A 7298-nucleotide genomic window follows, 5' to 3' on the forward strand; every position below is an offset into this window, starting at 1 on the left:
AAAACCGTACGTTAACGTCGGTTTTTTATTTGTTTGGATACACTGTCATTTCACATCCTGTTTAACTATCTCTGCCTCCTCTAAATATTTATTCTTATTACTCTTATTACATAAAAATGTCATAAAAATTCAATACTCTATGCGCATGTCAGTTTTGAGATATGTTTATGCGTGTATCATTTTTTACCCGTTTATTAGCCATTTTACTAACGTTAGCAAGTATCCTTCTAGCTGCGACTTTATTGTGGGCAAGCCATACATTACTAAAACTCCAACAACAAGATAGCGCATATAGCCAATTAAAAAATAGCATAATGGTTGAGCTGGCCGATCATTTGGAGAGTTACTTAGTACAAGGTAATAGCCAATATTTAATAAAATCATCAACTTTGATTGAGCAGCTTAAAGCGCAACAGTTAACAGCACTGCCTCCTGAGTTAGAAGCTCGTCTATCAGCACAATTAATTTCATTAAATACAGATATTAATGGTAAATACAGAGCACTTGGAAAACTCTCTGGTAATGAAACGGCGCTGTTAGATAACGCACTGAGACAAATGGCGGGCTCAGCCTCTTCACTTATTAATTATGCGCAAAAAGCATCAACGCAAACCAGCAACGCCCTTAGCTATAATAAATTAGCGAGTGATTATTACAGTGAAGTGGTTAATTTATCTTTATCGACCTATCAATTAATAAATGATTACCAATCGGAGGTAGAGAAAAGTCTGCAACAAAGTATTAAAAACCTAAATTTACTGGCTGTCAAAATTGAACAGTTACCTAACTTAGGGGTAATGACTGAGGTTGATGAATTTACTTTATTTGTAGATGAGGAACCGGAAGATTTGGCAGCTGAAATAAAAGCAGAGTTGGTGAGTTGGCCTAAACGCTATCTGCGCGATTTAAGTAGTACTTTATCGCAAGCAAAACAGCGTCGTTTAGGAACAAATGAATTACGAAAACAAATTAGCTTACTATCAAAAACAGTGATTGAAGCAGAGCAAACATTAAAAGCGCAGCAAGATACCGTGAAACAACAAGTTTTTTGGGTATTTGGAATAGCGATAGGTGGATTAGTAATATTAGCTTTTGGTGTTTATTGGGGGCAACGTAAACAGGTTTTACAGCCTTTGCGACAGCTGCGAGATGGATTTGCATTCCTAATCGAAAGTAATGAGTTAAAAAATATTACAGTAAACAACCCTCAAACAGAGGTGGGTGAAATAGCGCAGTATTTTAACCAGTTAATTGAGCGCCAGCGCCTAGAAGCTCAAGAGAAGGCAAATATGCTCAATGTAGTCAGCCAGTTCATGCAGCAAATGAGTGAGCATTTACACACGATTGGCCAAAAAAGTAATGCGAGTTATCAGCAGGTAAATCACAATGAAGAGCTGCTTCTTAATATTCAGCAACTTGGCGAGCAGGTAAATCATATTAATGCTGTTGCAGCTGAAAATGCTCAAAGTACCTATGAAGCAATGCAGCAAAGTGTTGGTTTTGCTAAAAATATGCTTAATGCCAGTTCAGATACACAGCAGCGTATTGAGCAGGGAATGCATAGTGTTCAGGAGTTATTGAGCGGGGTGCAAGGAGTAAGTAATATTATTACCGTTATACGTACCATCGCTGAGCAAACAAACTTACTCGCGCTCAATGCTGCGATTGAATCAGCAAGAGCCGGTGAGCAAGGTCGGGGTTTTGCCGTGGTTGCCGATGAGGTAAGGCAATTAGCTATGCAAACTCAAGGTTCGTTAAAAGAGATTAATGATCAATTGGCGTTATTAAGTGAAAACTCTCAAGAAGTCTATAAACAAATCAATGCATTAACTGAGGATGCACAGTTACAAACAGCAAATGCTCAAGAGCTTAAAGCAAACTCTGAAGGAGTTGCAGACAATGCGCAGCAGGCTAATAAAGTTGCGGTAGATGCAATGGAATTGGCTAAACAACAAAGTGAGTTGCTTCATGGTTTTACTCTATCAATGCATGATATGAAAAGCCAAGTAAGTGAGTCGAGTGAATTAGTTGCTGATATAGGCTCGCAGTTAGAGTTGCAAATGATATCTATTAAAGAAGGTTTAGGTTTAGGTAACAACAGCGATTAATCGAAGACGAATTAAACATTAATCTGTATGCTAAAAGACTACGTAATTACCCTAAGGAATTAATATGATAGAGCAAGGTCAGACAATACCTGCAGTAAATTTATCTCAGCTTAGTGATGAAGGTATGCAAACACTCACTAACAATGAATTATTTGCAGATAAAAAAGTTGTGCTATTTGCGGTGCCTGGTGCTTTTACACCCACTTGTTCGAATGCTCATTTGCCTGGTTATATCGCGCTAGCCGATAAAATTAAGGCTAAAGGTATTAACGCTATCTATTGTGTATCAGTTAATGATGCATTTGTGATGAAAGCATGGGGTGAGTCACAAAGCGCAGAGCATATAGACATGCTTGCAGACGGTGATGCTAGTTTTACTTGTGCCTTAGGGCTTGAAAAAGATACCGCAGGCTTTGGTGGTTTGCGCTCGAAACGTTACGCTATGGTTGTTGACAATGGTGTTGTTAACCAATTATTTGTAGAACAAGACAAAGAATTTGTAATAAGCAGTGCTGAAGCTGTTTTAGCTAAGCTATAACTAAGTTTTTTTAATTATTGAATAAAAAGCCGATACATATGTATCGGCTTTTTTATCTAAGGAGAGAATGGATTATGGCTGGTATTGACCGCTTAGCGTTAAACCAGAGAAGGTTTGATACGCATTAACACTTAAGTGCCATGTGCCTGCTTGAGGATTACTAAACGTACAAGTTTCAGCGTTACCATTTTTATATGGGCGACAATCATAGCTAGAACTAGTTGGTTGGCTGCCAAACTTTACAAATAAATCTGCATCACCGGTGCCGCCTGATGTTGTTACAGTAAAGTTAGCCATGCCAGCTGGAACATCTAGTGTGTAATGTTTCCATTGACCTGCTGTTGCAGAAACATCACTTACTGTACCGCCACCAGCTTGAGGTGTACCTGAACCACCACCGGTTGAACCACCAGTAATGTTACCGACTAAGCTAACACCAGTGTATGCTGAGTAACCACGTAACATTACATGGTAAGTACCTGCTGTTGGGTTATCGATAGAGCACTCTTCACTGTTACCACCTTTATAAGGACGACAGTCATATGTAGTGGTGCTTGGTTTGCTGCCAGCACGTACATATAAGTCAGCGTCTCCTGTACCACCACTCATGGTGAAAGTAACATTAGTGGCACCACTTGGGACAGTCATAGTGTAAAAATCTTGTGCACTTGCCGCACCGCTTAATCCTGTTTTCGCTTGTCCATCAACGAGCTCATTATCACCGGTTGTTGGCGGTGGCGTGCCACCAGATGCAGCGGCAACAGCGGCTGCAGCATCCACAATACCTGTGCCACAGCTAGTACATGTTGCAGAGAAAGAGCGAGTCGTTGTTTTCAAGATATTTTCAATTTCATCAGGGGTCGCATTTGGTTTAGCTTGCTTGATCAATGCTGCAACACCCGCAACATGAGGTGCAGCCATTGAAGTACCCTGCGAAAAGCCATAGCTGTCGCTTGATGGTGTTGTTGAACCTGAGTTGTAAGTAGATAAAACACCCTCAGAATCATTTGCAAAGCTTTGTGCGCCACCCGGTGCTGCCACATCTATATTACTACCGTAGTTTGAGTAATATGCGCGGCCACCGTTACGACCAACTGATGCAACATTAACAACACCATTACAGTTACCTGGGTTGTAGTTTGCAGAATTATCGTTATCGTTACCTGCAGCAATAACAACAACAGTACCGTTGCTACGTGCTGTGTTAATCGCATTTTGAGTTGTTGAGCTACATGCGCCTGCACCACCTAAACTCATGTTTATAACATCAGCAGGGTTAGCATTTGCCGACGTACCCGATACATTACCGCCAGAGGCCCAAATAATGCCATCAGCAATATCAGAAGTTAAACCGCCACATTTACCTAATACACGTACAGGCACTACTTTTGCATCGTAAGCAACACCAGCAACGCCTTCACCGTTATTGGTTACCGCAGCAACAGTACCTGCTACGTGAGTACCGTGCCAGCTAGAACCTTGTGCACCGTTATTACCACACTCACCGGCTGCAACTGCATCCCCCGGATCGCGAGCATCGTTATCACGGCCATTACCGTCGTTAGCGACTGATAGATTAGAGATCATATCGTAACCAGGTAAAATATTAGCGTTTAAATCAGCATGAGGGCGGTAACCAGTATCAAGAACAGCTACAACCACGCCGCTACCTGTGGCAGTATCCCAAGCTGTTGGTAGATTTAGACCACCGGCTTGCTCATAGTAATGCCATTGATCGCCATAACGAGGATCGTTTGGTGTTGCAAATGGCTTTAACATTTGATCGACTTCAATGTATTCAACATTGCCTGAATTAACCATTTCTTGCATAAACTGTTGTGCTTCTTCAGCATTGAGTTTTTTGTCAGCACGCATTACGTGATGGTTGTTTAATGCCATTGCGCGGATATATTTAGCTTTAACTTTACCTTTTTTTGAGGTGAAGTTTTTTACAAAGCTTTGCGCTTTTTTGTTCATCATTGCAGGCGATGCGTCAGCTGTTGATGTGCTCATCATATCGCTATTATTTTTATATTTGATAATGAACTGAGTTTCAAACCCACCTTGATTTTGCATTTTAGCTGAGGTTTCAGCCATTGAAGGCGCGATTGCTTGTGCTGGATTTGCCATACTTGAGCTGGCAGCAAATAGTGTACTTATTGTTAGCGCAACAGCGCATTTTTTAAATGAATTATTAGAAGTCATAATTACCCTTAGTGTTATTATTATTTGTGGATATCCACAAAGCGGGTACAAAGGTAAATGATCTGTTAACTATTTTGAAATATTAAATACGAATGTACCTATTTCATTTAGTTATAACCGCGTATTCAGTGAGCTTTCAATTGTTTTGTATTTAATTTTTTATTTGTTGCGATCCTAATGTATTAGATTTTTTCGGTGTTTTTTATCATTAATTGGCCTTTGTTGACAAATTAAAAACAATGTAACAACTATCTGGTTATTATCGAAACTTTGTTATAATCAAAAAAAATTAATGAGATAAATAAATGACCCAAGTAGATGTGATAGTAATAGGTGCGGGAGCAGCAGGCTTAATGTGTGCAGCGCAAGCAGGATATCGTGGCCGTAGTGTTACAGTACTTGATATGGGCAAAAAGCCAGGTCGAAAAATACTCATTAGTGGCGGCGGGCGTTGTAACTTTACTAACGAAAATGCGAGCCCTAATAACTATTTATGCGCAAATCCTCATTTTGTAAAATCGTGCTTAAGTCGTTATACGCAGCATGACTTTGTAGAGCTTGTAGACCGACATGGTTTGGCGTATCACCATAAAACATTGGGGCAATTATTCTGTGACAATAGCGCACAGGACATTGTTGATATTTTACTTACCGAGTGTGAGTGGGCGGGTGTTACTATTAAACTACGTAACGAAGTGTTAAATGTTGCTAAAACAGCAATGGGTTACAGTGTCACAACTGAGCAAGAAACACTTACTTGTGAGTCGTTAGTCGTTGCATCTGGTGGTTTAACTATGCCTAAGCTTGGTGCTACGCCAATAGGTTATAAAATTGCAGACCAATTTGGTTTAAAGGTTTTGCCGACGATGGCTGCTTTAGTTCCCTTTACCTTACATCAACACGATAAAGACCGTTTTGAAGGGCTTTCGGGTATTAGTATTTCTTGTGAAGTTACTAGTGAAGATGGCACTGCATTTAAAGAAAACATTTTATTTACCCATAGAGGATTATCGGGTCCTGCTATATTACAAATAAGCTCATTTTGGCGCGCCGGACAGGCGGTAACTATTAATTTATTACCCGAAACAGATTTAAGACAACAGCTAGCCGATTGGCGTGAAACGCAATCCCAAAAGTCGTTAAAAAATAGCTTAGCCACTATTTTGCCTAAACGTTTTATTGAAGTTCTTCATGAGGGGAAAGCAATTCCTGATTGTAATATTAACCAGCTAACACATAGCCAAATTGACGAGTTAGTTAACTATATACATGCATGGCAAATTAAACCAAATGGCACAGAAGGTTACAGAACAGCGGAAGTAACGTTAGGTGGTGTAGATACCGATGAACTTAGCTCAAAAACCTTTGAAGTAAAAAAGCACAAGGCTTATATTTTATTGGCGAAGTAACCGATGTAACCGGCTGGCTAGGGGGCTATAATTTTCAGTATGCGTGGAGCTGTGGTTTTGCTGCTGGGCAGTATGCTTAATATTTTAGGAACAATAAGTTAGCAGTTACAAGGTTAATTTAGTTTATTGGGTTTAACCGCTGATACTTTAGAGCTAACTTTTAAATAGCAGCGGATTTACTTAATGTGTTTTCATAGCGAGTTTTGGTTAAGTTGTCGCTAGCAACACAGACTTGATCTCGCCCTTGTAATTTTGCTTTATAAAGCGCTTTATCGGCGCGCTCTAAAAGATGCAAAGCAGTGTCGTCAACATGCGCTTTAGCTATACCAATACTGATGGTTAACGCTCTATTATCGATTAAATGAGTGGCAATAAACGCTCTGAGCTCTTCAGCTTCGTTAATTGCGTTATCTAGGCTGCTATCTCGAAGAATAATAGTAAACTCTTCTCCGCCCCAGCGTGCAATTAATGCACTATTTGTAAGCTTGTTTTGTAAAATATTGGCAAACTCACTAAGCACGTTATCACCCGCTAAATGGCCATAAGTATCGTTTACTTTTTTAAAGTGATCTATGTCGCAAATCATCACTATATTTGATTTTCGCTCATTATTATTTTCACTCAGTAATTGCGACAATTCAAAATCAAATTTTTGCCTGTTATATAGCCCGGTGAGCTTATCGGTTTCGGCTAGCAGTTTTATTTCGGCATTGCGCTTCGAAAGATGAGAGTAAGCCGAAAAACGCGTTCTTTCATAAAACCTAAATAATAAAACATGCGCAATAGACACTTCAATAAAATTAAATAATGCAGATAAACCTATGGTAATTGATAGTTGTTGCTGTAAGTAAACTAGATAGGCACAAATACCAAAAGCAATGCTACTTAATATACTTCCCCAATTACGCCCAACTAAAAAAAAAGTAAAAGGCGGAATAAGTGTTGCCCAAAATAATGAATGAGCATGACCCTTTGCCGATACTATAAAGAGCATTATTAAGCCAACTATCATTAATGCAACAACCCAAGCAGCTTTAC

Annotated in this window: 4 protein-coding genes and 1 pseudogene; 3 read left to right on the top strand and 2 right to left on the bottom strand. The window is 39.6% G+C overall.

Going from position 1 to position 7298, the window contains the following annotated elements:
- Window positions 1-167 precede the first annotated feature (167 nt).
- Both P20439_RS09650 and P20439_RS09655 read left to right on the top strand, forming a co-directional pair.
- Window positions 168-2108: a methyl-accepting chemotaxis protein gene (locus tag P20439_RS09650; protein WP_008113249.1), complete on the top strand. Its 1941-nt coding sequence runs from the start codon at window positions 168-170 to the stop codon at window positions 2106-2108.
- Window positions 2109-2172: 64 nt separating this feature from the next.
- Window positions 2173-2646, top strand: coding sequence for a peroxiredoxin (locus P20439_RS09655; RefSeq protein WP_008466487.1), 474 nt, complete (start codon window positions 2173-2175; stop codon window positions 2644-2646).
- Window positions 2647-2718: 72 nt separating this feature from the next.
- Here the strand turns inward: P20439_RS09655 and P20439_RS09660 are convergent, their stop codons facing one another.
- Window positions 2719-4851, bottom strand: coding sequence for a S8 family peptidase (locus P20439_RS09660; protein WP_008466489.1), 2133 nt, complete (start codon window positions 4849-4851; stop codon window positions 2719-2721).
- Between the two features lie 305 nt (window positions 4852-5156).
- Between P20439_RS09660 and P20439_RS09665 the strand changes: the two are divergent.
- Window positions 5157-6340 (top strand): annotated as a pseudogene (locus P20439_RS09665) (NAD(P)/FAD-dependent oxidoreductase).
- Between the two features lie 80 nt (window positions 6341-6420).
- Here the strand turns inward: P20439_RS09665 and P20439_RS09670 are convergent.
- The coding region (locus tag P20439_RS09670) for a GGDEF domain-containing protein (protein ID WP_036933491.1) at window positions 6421-7298 on the bottom strand (878 nt) is incomplete at its 5' end.

Origin of the sequence: Pseudoalteromonas sp. BSi20439, from assembly GCF_000241165.1 — a bacterium.
Lineage (GTDB): Bacteria > Pseudomonadota > Gammaproteobacteria > Enterobacterales > Alteromonadaceae > Pseudoalteromonas.